Raw genomic sequence first — 14,917 nt, 5'->3', positions numbered from 1 at the left:
TCCTCTCGTCTACTCGAACAGCGCGATGGCCTCGCCGTAGCGGCGGGTCGGCTCCTGCCAGTCGACCACCGAGAAGAACGCGTCGACGAAGTCACCGCGTGCGGGTCCGTAGTCGTGGTAGTACGAGTGCTCCCAGACGTCCAGTGCGAGGATGGGATGGCTCCCCCAGAGTGCGCCCTGGTCGTGCTTGTCGACGACGACGTTGCGGAGCTGCTGGCTGTGCGTGTCGTAGACGAGCAGCGCCCAGCCGCCGGCGGCCGAGGCCGCGGCCTCGAACTCCGCTTTCCACGCCTCGTAGGAGCCGAAGTCCGCCTCGATGCGGTCCCGGAGCGTGCCCTCGGGTTCGTCGCCACCCTCGGGGCTCATGCACTGCCAGAACAGCTCGTGGAGGATGTGGCCCGACGCGTTGTGGGTCACGTCGCGGAGCGCGCCTGCGGAGCCGTCGGTCGTCCCCGCCTCGCGGTTCGCCGCCAGCGTCTCGTCGGCGGCGTTCCAGCCGTCGACGTAGCCCTGGTGGTGGGTGTCGTGGTGCCAGCGGAGCACCTGCTCGCTCACGTGCGGTTCGAGTGCGTCGTAGTCGTACGGCAACGGGTCGAGTTCGTGGTTCGCCATTGCAGGCAGTGCTATCGGCGCGAACGGAATATATGTTAGCTGAAATAAATTTTGGTAACTCGAGCGACGTACCAGGGGAGGCCGACGCAGGCGGCGTTTCGGGATAGGGACTGATTTGCTATTGCAACATACAGTTTATTAGTGGGCTACGGGGCGGTCGCTTCGGTCGTGAATCGCGGAACGCTGGCCCAAAACCACGGAAAACCCGGTTCAGTCGTGACTACACGGGGCTGCCGCCGCGGAGAACACTGGCTGGGGGTTCAGGCCTCGCTCGTGTCGACGTTGCCGTTGATCTTCACGAAGCCGTAGTCACACTCCGTGCAGTGCCACTTGACCTTCTCACCGAGGTGGACGTGTGTGCTCGCGGCACGGTAGAAGGTGACGTCGCTCTCGCAGTCGGGACAGTAGTGTTCCGTCTCCAGGCTCATGACACCCAGTCCGTGGGGACGGAACTTTATTGATTCGAAGCGCGGTCAGCCGAACAGCTCGTCCAGGTCGACTGCTTCGTCGTCGTCCGACGGCCTCGCTCCCTCGGTACGCTCGACCGACACACCGTCGACGAATCGGTCGAACGCGGCGGCGTCCACTCCCGATGTCGCAGCCTCCGCCTCGGCGTCGGCCAGCGCCATCACTTCCTCCGGCGACTCCTCGGCGAAGGTCTCGAACAGTTCTTCGGGGGCCGCGCGCTGGTCTGGGAGCGACATGGTGTTGTATCCCGGCGACTCCCACATTAATCTACGTCAGACGTCTGACGTACGAGGATGCTGGCGCGCGCGTGGTCATACACCGGGGTACGGGCGTGGACGAATCGTCGCCCGGGAATCGAAGAGTCCGCTGGTCGGTACGGCTGGTGCGAGCTCCGAACCTGAATTGGGACGGCATCGCCGAGGCTCGAACGGGGTCCGATGTGTCCCGTGCGAATCAGGCGGGAAACGGCGGTCATGGCCGGTTTCGACCCTCGTTCCGGTGGTCCGTTGTCGATTCGACGCCGGATGCGCCGTTCGCGGCCGCAGTGGAGCATCCCGGGCTGGTTCGCCTGACGGGGAGATAAACCGGTTACCACGATACGAAATGAGGGCTGCCAGTCCGTTCGCGGCCGGAGTTAAGTAGGTCTCGCCCGAACCGCTGGACATGAAGATATACACCGGCCGTGGCGACGACGGCATGACCGACCTGCGCGACATGTCCCGCGTCTCGAAGACGAGTCCGCGGATTGAGGCCTACGGCACCGTTGACGAGCTGAACGCGCTCGTCGGGACCGTGCGCCCGACCGGCCACGACGACATCGACGAGAAGCTCGCCGGGGTGCAGAACCACCTCCACGTCGTGCAGGCGGACTTCGCCAACCCGGACCCCGACGAGGACGACCCGGCCATCAGCGAGGAGCACGTCGACCAGGTAGAGGCCTGGATCGACGCCTACGACGACGAACTCGAGCCGCTCGAGTCGTTCATCCTCCCGACCGGGAGCGAGAAGGGGTCGCGGCTCCACCACGCGCGGACGGTCTGCCGGCGGGCCGAACGCCGTGCCGTGGCGCTGGCCGCAGATGCACAGGCCAACGAGGACGCCATCCAGTACCTGAACCGGCTGTCGGACGGGCTCTTCGTCTGGGCCCGTGTGGTCAATGCTCGTGACGGTGTCCCGGAGGAGAGTCCGACCTACTAGAGCCAGCCCCGGAGCCTGCCGAGGACCGACCGGCTCGCTCCATCGCGCCTGCGGTCCCTGATCCGGCCCTGGCCCAGCACGGCCGCCCCGGAGGCGTAGACGAGTCCACCGAGCAACGCGTCGATTGCGACGATGGGTGCCCAGGGGTGGATCCGGTAGAGCCAGTCGATAGTTCCGGCGGGGAGTACGCCGAGGTAGCGATGCTCGGCGACGAACCGTCGGTAGTAGCCGGTGTCGGCGGCGGCGTGGAGCGTCAGCGTCGCGTTCGCGCTGGTCTGCCCGTCGACCCGGAGGTGCCCCGGTGAGACGTCGACCCCCTCGCTCGCCGGCTCGAGGTAGACGTGGACGGGGACGAGCCCGCCGTTGGGCACCGCGTAGGTGAGGTTCGACGACGTACCCTGGCGGATGACCGTCGGGTTCTCGGAGTCGAACTCCGCGCTGACGACGCCGTACTCCTGTGTGCCCGCGGGGACGACCATCGCGGCCGTCGCCGCGAGGACGACCAGCAGGGCGAACCCGGCGAGCACCAGCCGGGCGGAGGTGCCGTCGTTACGACCGGTCGACCGCTCGCGGCGGCGACGGCTCCCGCCCCCCGTGAGGTACCAGTCGACGGCGTAGGCGACGGCCGAGAGCGCGAACAGCAGCGTCGCGAGCCCCTGCGTGCCCAGCAGCGAGCGCGTCCCGAACAGCGTCGCGAGCCGTATCTGGACCGTCTCCAGCGCGCCCTGGAACCCCATGACGACGGTGCCGAGGTGCGGAATCACGACCACCTGCCCGTTCACCTGTAGCGCCTTCGCGACGATCTGGGCGTCCTTGACCGGTGGCTCGCCGCCGTCCTGGTCGGTAAACGGGTTGTTGTCACCCCGTGTGACGTAGCCCTGGTCGGTCTCCCCGACGACGCGATGGGTCGTCAGCCCGCCGCCCTGGACCTCCTCGGCCCGGAAGACGACCACGTCGCCCTCGGAGACGTCGCCCGCGACCGCCGACGGGACCGCGATGAAGCCGTCGCCAGGCTCCATCGTCGGCTGCATGCTCCCCGTCTCGACGTAGCTCAGGAGTATCGGCTGGCCGAGCAAACTGCCTGCCACCAGCGAGACGACGACGACCGCGAGCAACGCAGTGGCTCCGCGCGAGAGATACCGACGGTACGTGGATACCAGCGTCACTCCCCCACCGTATCTGTCAGTACGCGTGCTCAAAAGGTCCCGCCCTGACATTTCCGGGTGACGGAGGATGCCGTCGGTTCAGGGAGCGACCAGCCGCCGGCCCAGCACGACCACGACCAGCAGTGTGGCCGCGGTGACGACCATCAGGACGACCAGTCTGGGGGGAGCCGTGTCCGTGTCGGTTCGTGGCGACGTGGTTCCGGGCTGGGCCGGGTCCGGCTCCCGGTCAGCCGCTGCCGGCGTCCCCTGCTGGGTGGGGTCGGCGGGCTCGTCGGTCACCGGCGGCGAGTCGTCCGCGACGACGACCGTTCCAGCGTCGACGCCATCGACGGAGAGTTCGTACTCGCCCGGCTCGTCGAAGCTGACGCGTTCGCTGACCGTCGTCGACTCCTCGGCCCGCAACTCGACGGTAAGCGAGCCGACGTGCTCGCCGTCGACCGTGACCGGCACGGTTCGCTCGCCGTCGGCCAGCCCGGCGTTCATCAACTCGGCGGTGACCGTCACTGCCTCGCCGGGGGCGACACGCGGCGACTCGAGCCGGGCGTCGGTGACCTCGATGGCCGGCAGTCGGGTCGCGACGACGACGCTCGACAGCCTCGACGCGTTCGCGGCGTAGTGGACCCGCTCGCCGCGCTCGACGACTCTGGTGTCGAGTGCGGTCCACTCGCCGTCCGCGAGCCGGTACACCGTCACGTCGTCGGGGTCGGCCCCGCGCCAGTCGAGGTAGTCGCGGTCGACGCTCGCGTACACGGTCGCGTCCGCGACCCCGGTCGGAATCCGCTCGTCGTCGACCTGCACGTAGCCGTCGGCGCGCAGGACCCGCCCGTCCCCGATACCCGGCAGCCCGCCGAACGGCTCCGGACGACCGACCGCGTCGAAGACGACGGTCCGGTCGACCGTCGCGTCGAAGGCCACCCGGTCGAGGGTCACGTTCGCGCCCGCGACGTGCATCCCGTCGAGGTCGACCGTGACCGGCCCGTCGGGGTTCTGGATCCGCACCCGGCGCTCGTTCGGGGCCGGCGAGGCCACGGTGGTCAGTGTCTCGTCGGGGATGTCGAGGTCGGTTCCGCCGTCGGTCCTGTCGTCGGTCCCCGCGTCGCCCGAACCGGCGTCGGACTCGTCGGCGACGACGGCGTTCACCTCGAAGCTGTCGACCACAACGTCGGGGAGCACGTCGTCGGTCGTCACCACGCGCAGCCCCACCGCCACGCTCTCGTTCGGCGCGAGGTGGACCGCGCGGTCCGCGCCCTCGATGGAGCCATCGCGAGCGGTGAACGTCGCCAGCGGGTGGCCGGACTCGATCCAGACCCGGGCCGTGCTGTCGCCCTCGTTCGTGATGGTGAACACCTCCGGGATGGCCGTCACCGCGTCGTCGTTCGGCCCGTCGCCCTCGACGTCGGGGTTCGACGCGGTCAGCTCGATTGCGAGTTCGTCGTCCTCGTCGTAGTAGGCGTACTGCCCGTTCGGGCCCGGGTGCGGTTCGAGGACGATGGACTCGCCGATGTCGTCGCCTTGGGTGAGCTGGACCGCGCCGGTTCCCTGGAGGAGGGCGAGGGCTATGGCGAGGGTGGCGAGGGTGGTCAAGGAGATTTTGGTGGTGCTATGCACTACTACCGGCCTCCGTGCTGGTTGCTACTCGGCTTCGGGTTCCCATCCTGTCCTCTCGTGAAGACCCACCGGCGGAATCGAACCGCCGACTCGGCTGATGTGGAACAAGGGGGGATATAGTTCCAAGCAGCCAAGGTTCCAAAATGGGTGCCTCTTGTTTGTCGAAAGAATTGATCTGAGTTGGTTGGCCGCTCGGTCAGCTCTCAAACAGGCCTTCCAATTCGGCGTTTACTGCGTCTTCGCTAATGTCAGTGTCCGAGAGATCGAACGTGACATCTGCCATGTCCTCGTACGTCGAGAGGCTTGGTGGTTCGTTTGACATGCTATTTTACGGTTGTTTCGCAGTTATCTGTATCTCATCGCTTACCTCTACCGAGCCTACCGCACTGGACGGAAGTGCCATTGCGAGGAGGTTGAACCGGAGCTCATCGCCAGGACTCAGTCCCTTGATACCGATGAAGGAAAAATCCGGGAATGCTACCCCTGGCCATATGACACCCCATTCAATATCTACCTCGATTTCGTCTGGGTTTCGTGGTTCCAGGAGCACTGCGAGGGCGCCATCGATATCCGGAGGGAAAACGTCCCCATCAATATCACCGTAAGCCAACGGTGTCACGGCAACATCGACCTCCTGCGTCCCTTGATTTTGGACCTTGAAGATCTCACCGATACTGGTAACAGCATTGGTGTTGATGCCTTTGCCACCGGCAACACCATTCCCGATGTTGTTGTTCTGGTCGGTCAGGCTGATTGCCAGCGCATCGTTCGAGGTCGTATCAGCGTATTTTCCGTTCGGACCCTCGCCGGGCTGAATACCAAGATATGCGCTCGCGTCGTTTGCGACGGTAACGCTGATATCACGCTGGGCCTCGACGTTGGAGAACGCGCCGGTACCCATGGCTGCCGCACCGCCACCAGCGAGGGCCCCGAGCCCCAGCACGAATTTTCGTCGGTTCATTGTCACTACGTCTAGTTGGTTGCGGCAGCGGTGAAGGTCACTGAATCGAGGAGCTCGTCGCCGTCGCCCAGACCAGAATGACCCTCCGTGTCGATCTCGATACTGACAGTAACACTGTCACCAGTACCGAGGTTGACTGGGTTACTACCAATCGACTGTCCGTCGACGTAGGCGTTCCCGTCAGTATAGAACTTCACCAGAGAGCTATTGTCACCAGTCTTGCTGAGACTGACGTCAACCTCTTGCGTTCCCTGGTTCTTGATGACGAAGAGGTCATCTATCTGGGTCACTGCATCGGGATTGACACCGTCACCTCCAGCACTAGTTGCGTTACTGGAATCCAGGTTGATGGACAGCGTTCCACCGTTCCCATCGCCGGTCACGTACTCGGAGTTTGCGCCGCCGTCCCCCTCAAGGCGAAGGTACGCGCTTGCGTCGTCAGCAACCTCGACGTCGATATTCCGGGTTGCAGTCACGTTGGTGAACGCCCCGGTACCTAATGCAGCTGCCCCGCCGGCAGCGAGCGATCCGACCCCTGCGATGAACTTGCGTCGTTCCATGGTCGTGTTCTACCTCGTTCGAGCGACCACACACGAGCGTTGGTCCCCCGGTCCCCCCAGGTGACGCCGGCTCGCACCGGGTCGCTTCACTCGAACCCAATGGGGTGTACCCGTACTGTATTGAGTGACCTGAGCGATCTCCGGAGAACTCTGAGAACTGACACACTCGGTTCAGACCGGGTCGGAACGCCCCTCTGGCCCGCTCTGAGATGTTGGTATCATGTGTCCGAACAGCCGAATCGGTGGTTACACCTCGGAACCAGCAAGGGTTGCCCCAACACCTCCGAAACGCGGCCTCGCCGCACTGGAACCGTCGATATGAACCGATTACCGTACCCGGTACGGGGGTAATACGGTGCTAAACCAACCCCCCGAACTGATAATTTAGTTGAAGAGTGGGTCAGTTTTTTATGGTCGTGAGATAACACGTCAAATGACGCATGGGGGTCGCACAAGCGAAGGGGGACGAGGAGGCGCAGCCATCGACACGCGTCTCCGAGGACGAGCTGTTCGACGTGCTCTCGAACCACCGGCGACGGTACGCGGTGCACGTCATGAAACGAGAGGACGCGGAGCGACTGGAGCTCGGCCCGATGGCCGAGCAGATCGCCGCCTGGGAGAACGACGTCGCGCTGTCGGAGGTGGGCTACGAGGAGCGCAAGCGTGTCTACACCGCGCTCCAGCAGCAGCACCTGCCGATGAGGGACGACGCGGGCGTCGTCGAGTTCGACAAGGACCGGGGGGTCGTCGAGCCGACGCCCGCGCTGGCGGACGTGGACCTCTACCTCGACGTCGTCCGGGGGAAGGAGATCCCCTGGAACGAGTACTACCTCGGGCTGTCGGCGGTCTCGCTGGCGCTCGTTGCCGGCGTGGGGATGAACGTGACGCCGTTCACGCTCCTCCCGGAGTTCGCCTGGATCGTGTTCATCGTGGTCGCGTTCGCCTGCTCGGCGCTGGCGCATCGCTACTACGTCGCCGAGGTCGAACTCGGCAGCACGGAGGCACCACCGGAACTGGACCGATGACCAACCTGAAGCTGCTGAGCGTCGCGCTCGCCGTGGCGGCAGCAGCAGCGCTCGTGACCGGCTCGGCCGGCTTCTCGTCGGTGACGGCAGACCGGGGGGTCTCCATCAGCGTCGTCAAGGACGACGAGGCGCTGGTGAACGTCGAGGCCTGCGACACCTCGGCGAACCCGAACCAGGGGACCCAGACGCCCGTGAAAGTCCGGGTGACGAACCAGCTCTCGACCGACCTGACCGTCGAAGGCGTCAACGGCGAGGCCGTCCCGCCCGGGCAGGCGACGGTCCCCCCCGGCGGTGCGGTGATCTTCAACCAGGCCTACGACTCGCCGGTGTCCGCGGTCACCGTCGAACTCGAGAGCGAGGGTGGGACGGGGGTCACACTGACCCGGTCGGTCGTCGAGAAGTCGAGCTGTCCGTTCCAGGCTGGGAACGGCGGGAACGACGGCACCGGTGCCGGCCCCAACGATGGTGACGACGACGCGGGGGACGACAGCGATGGGAACGACGACAGCGACGGTTGAGGGGTCGGTCCGTCCCGGTCAGACCCGCTCGTAGACGATCATGCCGCCACGCTCGTGGCACTCGATCTCGCCGCGTTCTTCCAGCACGTCGAGATGTCCGATAGCCTCGCTCATGCCCGAGAACTGTTCGGTCACGGGCAGGTTCTCGAACAGGCCGTGCATCAGGTCGACCGCGGTCATCGGGCCGTCGAGTAGCTCGCGAACGTCGGCCGTGCGGTCTTCGTGTGCGTCGAGTATCTCCTGGATGCGATTCGCCGGGTCGGTGATGGGCTCGCGATGGCCGGGAAGCAACCGGTCGTAGCCGGCGTCACGCTGGCGCTCCAGACAGTCGTTGTATCGCGGGAGGATGCGAGGACGCTCACCGCCGGACTCCGTCGGTGGCTGGAGGAACGGGTTGGGCGTGATGTCGGGGAGGACGTTGTCGCCGACGATGCAGACCGTGTCGCCGTCGTCGTCCTCGTAGGTGAAGGTCACCTCGCCGAGAGCGTGGCCGGTGACCTCGTCTACGGTGAGTTCCGTGCCCGCGACGGTGACGGTGTCGGCTGCGGCGAGCGTGACGTCCACGTCCACGTCGGGTGCGTAGTTGAGATACGCCTCGGGCAGCTCGGTCACGGTTTCGGCCGTCGCCGCGGACATGCCGTTGCGCTCGAAGAAGTCGGTGAAGAACTCGCGCTCGTACTCCCAGCGGCCCGCGAAGTCGCCGACGATCTCGGCACAGGGCTCGCTCGCGCAGACCGTCGCGCCGCGCTCGGCGAACCGGTGGGCGCTCCCGAAGTGGTCGGGATGCGGGTGGGTCACGAGCACCCGCTCGATGTCGTCGGGCGTCAGGTCGTGCTCCTCGAGCGCGGCGAGCAACTCGGCCCACGCCTCCTCGCTGTCGGGGCCGGGGTCGACCAGCGTGCGCCCGGCGAGGTAGGCGTTGATGGGGCCGACCTGGAAGGGAGTCGGAATCGGATACCGCTCGAACATACTCGGGAGTGACCCCTCTCGGAAGTAAACCCTTGGGCCTCGGCGAAAACGGTGGGTCGGCGGGACAGGCAGGAGTGGGTCCCGAAGTGATGCCCACGGGTCCCTGGCGCGTCTGTACGCGCCTCGTGGCATGAGTTGCTATGGGAGTCCAGACGGCGGCTGTGGCACGGAGTGGATTCCTCGCCGACCGCGGTTTTAGGTCTGCCTAACAATCACAAAAAGCCACCGATTTTGGCCAGACTAAAAGATAGTGTTCTGACCTTGTACTGGCGACACGTTTATTGCTTGCTCCACCGTACTCTCGTCTATGAACCGCCACTTCAGAGACGCCCGATACCACGCCCGACGCACCGCCGAAGAACTCGCCGACGGCATCGAGATGGAGTTCGAGCCCGTCCGCGAGCGCGTCGAAGCCCGCATCGACGAGTACCGCGGCGTCGAGGAGCCGGAACCCGAGCCGAGTCGCGCCGAGCGTGTCCGCAGGGTCGGCTCGAACGCCCGCGACCGCCTGGGCGGAATGCCCATCAGCCGGTAGGCTGGAAGGCAACCCTTAAGTTTCGGAACCGGGTAGCGACAGGTGTCGCGGGTTGGTGGTCTAGTCCGGTTATGACACCTCCTTCACACGGAGGAAGTCGGCAGTTCAAATCTGCCCCAACCCACTGAGTTTCTTACCGCTGCTTAAGGAAGAGCGGACGCGCCGTAGCGACCGCTCTCGCCGCCGAAATCGCCGGAATCAGGGTTGGCGATTCGGCCGGTCAAAATCCTATCTCGTTAAGTCACTTACTGCGGCCCCTCGCCGTCGCGCGGTTTTCATATCCGAGAGGTGGTCAGCGTGAGTGCCGAGAGCCAGTTCGGTAGCTCGACCGCGGACGATCTCTGGAGACGGTCGTCGGGAAAGACTCCGGCGACGGTTCAGAGCCGCCGTTCGACCTCGGAGAGCACGACCGGCGGGAGGTCGAGCCGGGCGAGGAAGGCGCGGCGCTGACTATCGTCGCCGTGGCCTGCGACGAACCCGTTCAGTCGCGCCGCTACCGTCGAGTCGACGAGGCCGTCGCCGAGGCGGTCGACGAGCTCGTCCCCGAGAACCGGCGTCGACCGGAGCTCGTACTTCTGGTGGTAGGCCTCGGCCAGGGTGAAGCCGTCCAGCGGTTCGATGGCCGTCTCGTTCGTGCGGTGGGTACTGGCGGCGATGCGCTCGCGGACCCGTTCTGCGGTCGCCAGTTGCTCGTCATCGGAGGCCAACACGACGCTGCGATACTGGCGTTTGCCCGTCGCGGCGGGGGTGTGACAGTCCCAGAACGTCTCGAGCAGCGCCTCGTAGGACAGCTGGTCGGGAACGTACTCGACCTGGACGACCTCGGTGTGGTCGCCAAGCGAGTGGTACGTCGGGCTCGGGGTGTTCCCGCCGGCGTACCCGACGCGAGTTCGGACGACGCCCGGGAGCGCGCCGAAGCGGGCCTCTGGTCCCCAGAAGCAGCCCGCACCGAACGTCGCAGTCGCGGTCTCACTCGGCGGCGGGGCGGCCGCGTCGATGCTCGCCGGGTCGGATGTCTGGTCCATACACAGTCCACGGCCTCTATGGGGTTGGGTCCGTCGGAACGGGGCCGCCCAGCGTTGCGCTTTCATCTCGCCGCGGCGGTAGCGTTCGACGGGGACGTACTCACGGGGTGGCCGCGTCGCGGTTCCTCCTCGAACGCTGCGCTCTGGTCGTCGAACGCCAGTCCGGCTATCGGATTCAGAGCGGCCACGAGTCCGGCGTCGGTACTCCAGCACTGCGTCGAATGGAGGGCGAACTCCAGTACTCGATACGTGTCGACCCACGGGGAATCAGTGGCAGGCTACAACTCGTAGTTCGGCGAATTCTGGTCCCGGGTGCCCGGTGTAATCGCGTGAGGACAGTTGCCTTCATGCTCAGTCAAAAGCTAGTTGAACCTTCCGGCACCTTTTCACTTTGGTCTATGGTACTCGTTGGCGTGCCCCGTCTCCGAACTCTCCTCGTCGTTCTCGGGTGGCTCGTCCTCCTCGCCGGCTGTAGCGGCGGGCCGGAGGCCGATACGACTCCCACGCCGACGGACACCGAGCCGCCGGACCGAGCCACCGAACACAGCACCGCCGAACCGACGCCCGTCGGCACGCCAGCGACCCGAACGTCGGTGCCGACGCTCACGGGCTCGACCGAGGTCGCGGACCCGCCCGACCCGCGAACTGTCGCGACGAACTTCGAGCCCAACCAGTCCCTGGACACCATCTACCGGCGTGTCGAGGCGCTCCGCGGGCTGACGGCACGCGAACAGGTGGACGTCTCCGTCCACGGGATCGACATCTTCAATCCCGAGACCAACGAGCAGATGCAAGTCGGCGAGCCGTTCGACTACCCCGACGACGCTGCGGGCATGGACGAGACCCAGACGAAGGCCCTCCAGCTGTACTCCTCGGAGCCGGTGCCGCTCAGGGGGTTCGCCGCGGCCGGGATGGCGCGAGCGACCCTGGTCAACGTGGCGAACGAGAGCGCGTACGAGCGCATCGCCGACGACTCGTTCGAGGTGCTCCTCGTCCACGAGTTCGCGCACACGCTGCAGGAGCAACACAGCCTTACCGAACACCGCCGGACGGGGACCACCATGGCGACCGACTCGGACCTCGCGGGCATGATGCTGACCGAGGGCGACGCCACCCTCACCGCATACCGGTACTGGCGGGAGTACGACGCCGGCGGGGAGAACCCGCTCGCGCTCCGGAACACGACGACCGAACGCGGTATCTGGTCGCTCGGCTTCTACGACAAGACGCGGTACTACGGGGCCCTGTATCTGGAGGCCGTCTCCGACGAGCAGCGGAACGCACACGTCAGCCAGCCGCCGGACACGACCGCCGAGGTGATGCATCCGGACTCGACCTGGGAACTCCCGGGACCTGCGGTGAGCGCACCTGTACCGACCGGCTGGACAGTCCAGGACGAGAACCGCGTCGGCGAACTCTCCATCCGGTACACGCTCCGGACGAACGGCATTCCGTACGAACGAGCGGCCGCCGCGAGCACGGGATGGTGGAACGATTCGATGCGGACGTTCGACCGTCCTGACGGAGTTGCGACGTCCTGGTCGACGCGCTGGGCGACCGCGGAGGATGCGAGGGAGTTCGCGAACGCGTGGCGTGCAGTACTCGAGAACCGGGGCGCGACGCGGGAGGACGGCGGTTTCAGGGTTCCCGGAACCGAGCACACGCCCGAACTGTCCTACGTGATTGTCCGTGACGGGCCGGTCGTCCACGTCGCGACGGCGTCCACGACAGCGGACGCACGCTCTATCGCGGCCGCCAGCGGCGCGTCGAACCGCTCGCAGACGGACGCGCCAGCGGCTTCCACGACGGCGAGCGGCGCGGCCTCCATCGGCGACTGTTCGCCGGGACGCGCCCACTCCGGTTCGGCCTCGACCGTCGATCTCCGGACCGCCGAAGACGGGTCCGCGGCCGCCTGCCAGCGCCACCACGACGCGAACCCAGTGAGCGTCGACACCGATGAGGACGGCATCTCGGACTTCGTCGAGCGCAGTGGCGTCGTCGGACATCATCCGCGGACGGTCCTTCCCGAACTCCACGACACCGAGAAGGACGTCGTGGTCGACGTGGTGTACGCGACTTCCGTCGCGGACGACCAGCGATTGCGCGAACAGCAGGTGGCGAACATGCGGTCGACGTGGGCGGGATTCCCCGTGGAGAACTCCGGTAGTACGTCGGGCGTTCACCTCCACGTTCGGACGCACGACAGCGCGGAACTCGAAGGCGAGTTCGGCACGGATTTCGACGCCGAGGATGTCGACGCGTTCTACGAGCGGCGCTACGGGCAGTCACCGGGTGACGGCGTGGTCAATCTGGTCGTGGTCTCGGCGTTCGACGTCGGCTCGTCGGAGGTGGTCGCGTTCGGGTCCCGCGGCGGGAATATCGCCGTGGTTCGAGCGAGCGAGTCCCGGCCCATCGTCGTCACGCACGAGCTCATGCACCTCATTCTGGGCTCCATCCACGGCGAGCGCGACTGCGACATCGCGACCGATAGCAGCCACACGTGCCGGGGCTACCTCGCTCCCGGGGGCCAGGCTGAGCCGTTCCTCACCGAGTTGCTGACACAGGCGCTCAATCGACCCTGGTCGAACCCGAACGCATCGGCCGCCGAGAACCGCACCGTCGTGGGTCACCGACCCGCCGCGTGAGAGTCGCTGTGAGCGCCGAAGCGGACGGAGCAGGGGCGAGAGCCTGCCTCGACGTGGGTCGCCAGTAGCGGCACCTTGAGCGACGAGCGACCAGGTCTGGGCGAGTTCGCCGTGGCGAACGGTCATGTCACTCCAGTCCATAGCGACGGTGATGTCGCAGACGCCACCCGGGCCGAAGGGGCAACCGGTGTTCGGGAGCAGCAGACGCTACGCACGGGACCCGTTCGCGTTCCTGACGGCGCTAGAGGGGTCGTACGGGGACATCGCACAGTTCGACATGGGGCCGCTGAACACGTACATGGTCGCGGACCCGGCCACTATCGAGCGGATACTCGTCTCCGAGGCGGACGCGTTCCGGAAGCCGGCGTTCCAAGACGACCCGCTCGGAGACCTGCTGGGCGAGGGGCTCCTGCTCAGCGAGGGGAAGACCTGGGAGAAACAGCGCGAGCTCGCGACGCCGGCGTTCAACATGTCACGGCTCTCCGGGCTGTCCGGTCGGATCGCCGACCACGCCGAGTCGCTGGTGGCCGACTGGTCGGACGGCGACGTGGTAGATATCGAGGACCAGATGACGCAGGTGACCATCGACGTCATCTGCGACCTGATGATGGGCGGCGAACTCTCGGCGGCCCAGCGCCGGACCGTCCAGAACCAGCTCGAACCGATCGGGCGTCGGTTCGAACCGGAGCCGGTGCGAAGCGCCGTGCCGGACTGGGTGCCGTTGCCGGGTGACGAGGAGTACCGGGCGGCCGTGGAGGAGCTGGACGGCCTCATCGGGGAGATCGTCGCCCGTCGGCGGACCGAGATGGCGGGCGGCACCGACGAGGCGTCGATGGACTTCCTCTCCATCCTGCTGCGGGCACAGGAGCGGGGCGAGCAGTCGGAGCAGCAGCTCAGGGACGAGATGATGACGATGCTGCTGGCGGGGCACGACACCACCGCGCTGACGCTCACCTTCACCTGGTACCTGCTCTCGGAGCATCCCGAGGCGGAGCGGCGGGTCTACGCGGAACTCGACGAACTCCTCGACGGCGACGGCGACCGGTCGTGGATGGAGGTGGTCCGCGAGATGGAGTACACCGAGTGGGTCATCAACGAGGCGATGCGGCTCTACCCGCCGGTCTACGTGATGTTCCGGACGCCGACTCGCCCGTTCGAGGTCAACGGCTACACCGTTCCGGAGGGGGCGACGCTCATGCTCCCGCAGTACGCCGTCCATCGGTCGGAGCGGTTCTGGGACGACCCGGACGAGTTCCACCCGGAGCGCTGGCGGCCCGAGCGCGCGGGCGAGCGGCCCCGGTTCGCCTACTTCCCGTTCGGCGGCGGCCCCCGGCACTGCATCGGCAGGCAGCTCGCGCTGCTGGAGGCGCGGCTCATCGTCGCGACGGTGGGCAGCGAGTACCGCCTGCGGTACGCCGAGGACGACCCACTGGAGCTGTTACCGACGCTGACGGCACATCCGGTCGATGGTCTCGAGATGCGGGTCGAGCGTCGAGAGAACTGACGCGAGCGCGCCGACGGCGCAGTCACGCAGGGCATCGCCGTCACACGGTCGTTCGCCCTGTCACCGCCGTGTCCGCCCGGGGCGCGGTCGGTGTGCAGTGCGCTCGTGACGTGCTACCGTGCCG

Annotated in this window: 16 protein-coding genes and 1 tRNA gene; 7 read left to right on the top strand and 10 right to left on the bottom strand. The window is 66.5% G+C overall.

The genetic code is table 11. From position 1 onward, the window contains the following. Positions 1-9 precede the first annotated feature (9 nt). From sod to NO978_RS02925, 3 genes are all read right to left on the bottom strand, one after another. Complete coding sequence (sod, locus tag NO978_RS02935) at positions 10-612, bottom strand: superoxide dismutase (RefSeq protein ID WP_257298021.1); 603 nt, start codon at positions 610-612, stop codon at positions 10-12. Positions 613-872: 260 nt separating this feature from the next. Then, on the bottom strand, positions 873-1,040 hold the full coding sequence (locus NO978_RS02930) for a hypothetical protein (RefSeq protein ID WP_175526439.1): 168 nt from the start codon (positions 1,038-1,040) through the stop codon (positions 873-875). Between the two features lie 45 nt (positions 1,041-1,085). Continuing rightward, positions 1,086-1,316 (bottom strand): hypothetical protein, encoded by a 231-nt coding sequence (locus NO978_RS02925; protein WP_257298020.1) that lies wholly within the window; start codon positions 1,314-1,316, stop codon positions 1,086-1,088. 427 nt (positions 1,317-1,743) lie between these two features. Here NO978_RS02925 and NO978_RS02920 point away from each other — a divergent pair, with 427 nt between their 5' ends. After that, positions 1,744-2,277, top strand: coding sequence for a cob(I)yrinic acid a,c-diamide adenosyltransferase (locus tag NO978_RS02920; protein ID WP_257298019.1), 534 nt, complete (start codon positions 1,744-1,746; stop codon positions 2,275-2,277). On the opposite strand, the gene NO978_RS02915 is transcribed toward NO978_RS02920, so the two are convergent. The 5 genes from NO978_RS02915 to NO978_RS02895 all read right to left on the bottom strand — a co-directional run bounded on the left by NO978_RS02915 (position 2,274) and on the right by NO978_RS02895 (position 6,572). Next, positions 2,274-3,443 (bottom strand): signal peptidase I, encoded by a 1,170-nt coding sequence (locus tag NO978_RS02915; RefSeq protein ID WP_257298018.1) that lies wholly within the window; start codon positions 3,441-3,443, stop codon positions 2,274-2,276. The two genes, NO978_RS02920 and NO978_RS02915, sit on opposite strands and share 4 nt — an antisense overlap. Positions 3,444-3,521: 78 nt before the next feature. Then, on the bottom strand, positions 3,522-5,051 hold the full coding sequence (locus NO978_RS02910; RefSeq protein WP_257298017.1) for a CARDB domain-containing protein: 1,530 nt from the start codon (positions 5,049-5,051) through the stop codon (positions 3,522-3,524). 196 nt (positions 5,052-5,247) lie between these two features. Then, complete coding sequence (locus tag NO978_RS02905; RefSeq protein WP_257298016.1) at positions 5,248-5,373, bottom strand: hypothetical protein; 126 nt, start codon at positions 5,371-5,373, stop codon at positions 5,248-5,250. Between the two features lie 6 nt (positions 5,374-5,379). Next, positions 5,380-6,012, bottom strand: coding sequence for a hypothetical protein (locus NO978_RS02900; protein ID WP_257298015.1), 633 nt, complete (start codon positions 6,010-6,012; stop codon positions 5,380-5,382). Positions 6,013-6,023: 11 nt separating this feature from the next. Continuing rightward, positions 6,024-6,572, bottom strand: a complete 549-nt coding sequence (locus tag NO978_RS02895) for a DUF1102 domain-containing protein (protein WP_257298014.1) — start codon at positions 6,570-6,572, stop codon at positions 6,024-6,026. A gap of 440 nt (positions 6,573-7,012) precedes the next feature. Here NO978_RS02895 and NO978_RS02890 point away from each other — a divergent pair, with 440 nt between their 5' ends. Continuing rightward, positions 7,013-7,597, top strand: a complete 585-nt coding sequence (locus NO978_RS02890) for a hypothetical protein (protein WP_257298013.1) — start codon at positions 7,013-7,015, stop codon at positions 7,595-7,597. Further along, on the top strand, positions 7,594-8,115 hold the full coding sequence (locus NO978_RS02885) for a hypothetical protein (RefSeq protein ID WP_257298012.1): 522 nt from the start codon (positions 7,594-7,596) through the stop codon (positions 8,113-8,115). Before NO978_RS02890 ends, NO978_RS02885 begins: the two co-directional genes overlap by 4 nt. Positions 8,116-8,133: 18 nt before the next feature. On the opposite strand, the gene NO978_RS02880 is transcribed toward NO978_RS02885, so the two are convergent. After that, positions 8,134-9,084: an MBL fold metallo-hydrolase gene (locus NO978_RS02880; RefSeq protein ID WP_257298011.1), complete on the bottom strand. Its 951-nt coding sequence runs from the start codon at positions 9,082-9,084 to the stop codon at positions 8,134-8,136. A 307-nt stretch (positions 9,085-9,391) separates the two neighbouring features. Between NO978_RS02880 and NO978_RS02875 the strand changes: the two genes are divergently transcribed. Both NO978_RS02875 and NO978_RS02870 read left to right on the top strand, forming a co-directional pair. Beyond that, complete coding sequence (locus tag NO978_RS02875; protein ID WP_257298010.1) at positions 9,392-9,619, top strand: hypothetical protein; 228 nt, start codon at positions 9,392-9,394, stop codon at positions 9,617-9,619. A gap of 49 nt (positions 9,620-9,668) precedes the next feature. Further along, positions 9,669-9,743 (top strand) — tRNA-Val (locus NO978_RS02870). Positions 9,744-9,996: 253 nt separating this feature from the next. Here the strand turns inward: NO978_RS02870 and msrA are convergent. Further along, the gene (msrA, locus tag NO978_RS02865) at positions 9,997-10,644 is read right to left on the bottom strand and encodes a peptide-methionine (S)-S-oxide reductase MsrA (protein WP_257298009.1); all 648 of its coding nucleotides are present in this window, start codon (positions 10,642-10,644) and stop codon (positions 9,997-9,999) included. 413 nt (positions 10,645-11,057) lie between these two features. Here msrA and NO978_RS02860 point away from each other — a divergent pair, with 413 nt between their 5' ends. Together NO978_RS02860 and NO978_RS02855 are read left to right on the top strand one after the other, a co-directional pair. Further along, on the top strand, positions 11,058-13,289 hold the full coding sequence (locus tag NO978_RS02860; protein WP_257298008.1) for a hypothetical protein: 2,232 nt from the start codon (positions 11,058-11,060) through the stop codon (positions 13,287-13,289). Between the two features lie 151 nt (positions 13,290-13,440). Continuing rightward, on the top strand, positions 13,441-14,793 hold the full coding sequence (locus NO978_RS02855) for a cytochrome P450 (RefSeq protein ID WP_257298007.1): 1,353 nt from the start codon (positions 13,441-13,443) through the stop codon (positions 14,791-14,793). Positions 14,794-14,917: the final 124 nt, after the last annotated feature.

Origin of the sequence: Haloarchaeobius sp. FL176 (assembly GCF_024609245.1) — an archaeon.
In the GTDB taxonomy this organism is placed as follows: domain Archaea; phylum Halobacteriota; class Halobacteria; order Halobacteriales; family Natrialbaceae; genus Haloarchaeobius.
Note: the sequence above shows the minus strand (reverse complement) of the source record. Positions and strands in the feature narration are given on the sequence as shown.

Coding starts and splice junctions, on each gene's coding strand:
- sod (WP_257298021.1), bottom strand. CDS start 612: ATGGCGAACCACGAACTCGACCCGTTGCCGTACGACTACGACGCACTC.
- NO978_RS02930 (WP_175526439.1), bottom strand. CDS start 1,040: ATGAGCCTGGAGACGGAACACTACTGTCCCGACTGCGAGAGCGACGTC.
- NO978_RS02925 (WP_257298020.1), bottom strand. CDS start 1,316: ATGTCGCTCCCAGACCAGCGCGCGGCCCCCGAAGAACTGTTCGAGACC.
- NO978_RS02920 (WP_257298019.1), top strand. CDS start 1,744: ATGAAGATATACACCGGCCGTGGCGACGACGGCATGACCGACCTGCGC.
- NO978_RS02905 (WP_257298016.1), bottom strand. CDS start 5,373: ATGTCAAACGAACCACCAAGCCTCTCGACGTACGAGGACATGGCAGAT.
- NO978_RS02900 (WP_257298015.1), bottom strand. CDS start 6,012: ATGAACCGACGAAAATTCGTGCTGGGGCTCGGGGCCCTCGCTGGTGGC.
- NO978_RS02895 (WP_257298014.1), bottom strand. CDS start 6,572: ATGGAACGACGCAAGTTCATCGCAGGGGTCGGATCGCTCGCTGCCGGC.
- NO978_RS02890 (WP_257298013.1), top strand. CDS start 7,013: ATGGGGGTCGCACAAGCGAAGGGGGACGAGGAGGCGCAGCCATCGACA.
- NO978_RS02885 (WP_257298012.1), top strand. CDS start 7,594: ATGACCAACCTGAAGCTGCTGAGCGTCGCGCTCGCCGTGGCGGCAGCA.
- NO978_RS02880 (WP_257298011.1), bottom strand. CDS start 9,084: ATGTTCGAGCGGTATCCGATTCCGACTCCCTTCCAGGTCGGCCCCATC.
- NO978_RS02875 (WP_257298010.1), top strand. CDS start 9,392: ATGAACCGCCACTTCAGAGACGCCCGATACCACGCCCGACGCACCGCC.
- msrA (WP_257298009.1), bottom strand. CDS start 10,644: ATGGACCAGACATCCGACCCGGCGAGCATCGACGCGGCCGCCCCGCCG.
- NO978_RS02855 (WP_257298007.1), top strand. CDS start 13,441: ATGTCGCAGACGCCACCCGGGCCGAAGGGGCAACCGGTGTTCGGGAGC.